Origin of the sequence: Bifidobacterium pullorum DSM 20433 (genome assembly GCF_000771405.1) — a bacterium.
In the GTDB taxonomy this organism is placed as follows: domain Bacteria; phylum Actinomycetota; class Actinomycetes; order Actinomycetales; family Bifidobacteriaceae; genus Bifidobacterium; species Bifidobacterium pullorum.
The window spans coordinates 1-1,294 of record NZ_JDUI01000025.1; the positions used below are offsets into that span (position 1 = coordinate 1).

Sequence of the window (1,294 nt, forward strand, 5' to 3'; positions counted from 1 at the left end):
GGATGCTCTGCCAACTGAGCTACGCAGGAATGCTGCATGCCCGGCGAACTGCCGCGCACAAGATGAACATATTATTCCTTTTTTCGGCGAATGCAAGTCCGGCATGTCGTTGCAAATTGCCCGGGAACGACAGGGGTATGCCGACCTGTTGGGTTGCTGGTCTTCTAGTACAATAACCGGAGTCAGTGTGCGTGGTCGTTTCCTGTGATGGCATGCCGAGTCAAAACGCTGATGAGTCGACATAGGAGGTATCCGTGGGATATTTCACCGCTCGAACAGTTGTTCCGGCACTGTGCTGCTTAACGTTGTGCATGACGGTTGCAGGATGTGATCAGATGTCCGGAACCACAGCCGAAGAAGGCAAGCCTGTTGCTGCGTCGGGCACGGGGAGAAGCACCGGACGGTCCGCCGAATCGGATATGGAGGCGATGGTCGTCCGTCTCGATGACGGCGGTCTGCTGTTGGTGGACACCCGATCCGGCTCGCCGTTTGTGCCGACGGCCGTGGACGAGGCCAACATCATCGGGGTGGATGGGCGTGCCCTCACCGCCGATGACCTGAGACCCGGCAACGTGGTGCGTGTCGCCGGTAACGGCATCATGCTGGAAAGCTATCCGGGGCAGTATCCGGGCATCGAAACCATCGAGGTCGTCAGTGAGGGGACCGCCGCGGATGCCGAGCGGTATGCCGACCTGGTCGCCGAGCTGTCCGTGACTGTGGATCCGGCGCAGCCCGCGGCGGCCAATCTCGAGTACGCCACCGACCTGGCAAGGGTGACTGTGGCGTTGCGGGACAACGGGTATACGTGGACGTATGAGGAGAACGGCGAGCCCGTCCAGGTCATCGCCGACGCGGCCGATCCGGTGCAGACCGACCCCGCGAATGTGCCGGATGCCGGCATCGACCAGCCGGTGGAGGGCACCGTGGTGTTCGACAGGCCGGTTGAGGCGTTGACGGTGACGCGCTGGAGCGAACAGACGCTCGAACAGGCGGCGTCCGCAGCGGGGTCATACCAGGATATCGACGTGGACTCGCTGCCGGCGGAGACGGTGACGGTTTCGTTGGAGGATGAGAAGGCCAGAGTCGATCTGGATCCCGGATATCGGTATGCGCTTGACGCGACGTTTGCCGAAGGCACGGTCGGCTACGTGTTCACCACGCTCAGGTAGCTTGTGGGCGGCATGGCCCGAAGCTCGGCCGGGTGCCGAGGGCTTGGGCGCTGACGATATGCGAAAGCCCATCTCCTGGGAGATGGGCTTTTCTGTGGCTCCTGCGGCTGGGCTTGAACCAGCGA

Annotated in this window: 2 protein-coding genes; both read left to right on the forward strand. The window is 62.3% G+C overall.

The annotated features are described in order from the left end of the window. A partial coding sequence (locus tag OU11_RS09440) for a hypothetical protein (protein ID WP_206538231.1) occupies positions 1 to 208 on the forward strand: 208 nt, incomplete at its 5' end. 127 nt (positions 209 to 335) lie between these two features. Further along, positions 336 to 1,169 carry a hypothetical protein gene (locus OU11_RS08520; protein WP_152597140.1) on the forward strand — a complete coding sequence of 278 codons (834 nt, stop codon included), beginning with the start codon at positions 336 to 338 and terminating at the stop codon, positions 1,167 to 1,169. The last annotated feature ends 125 nt before the right edge of the window (positions 1,170 to 1,294 follow it).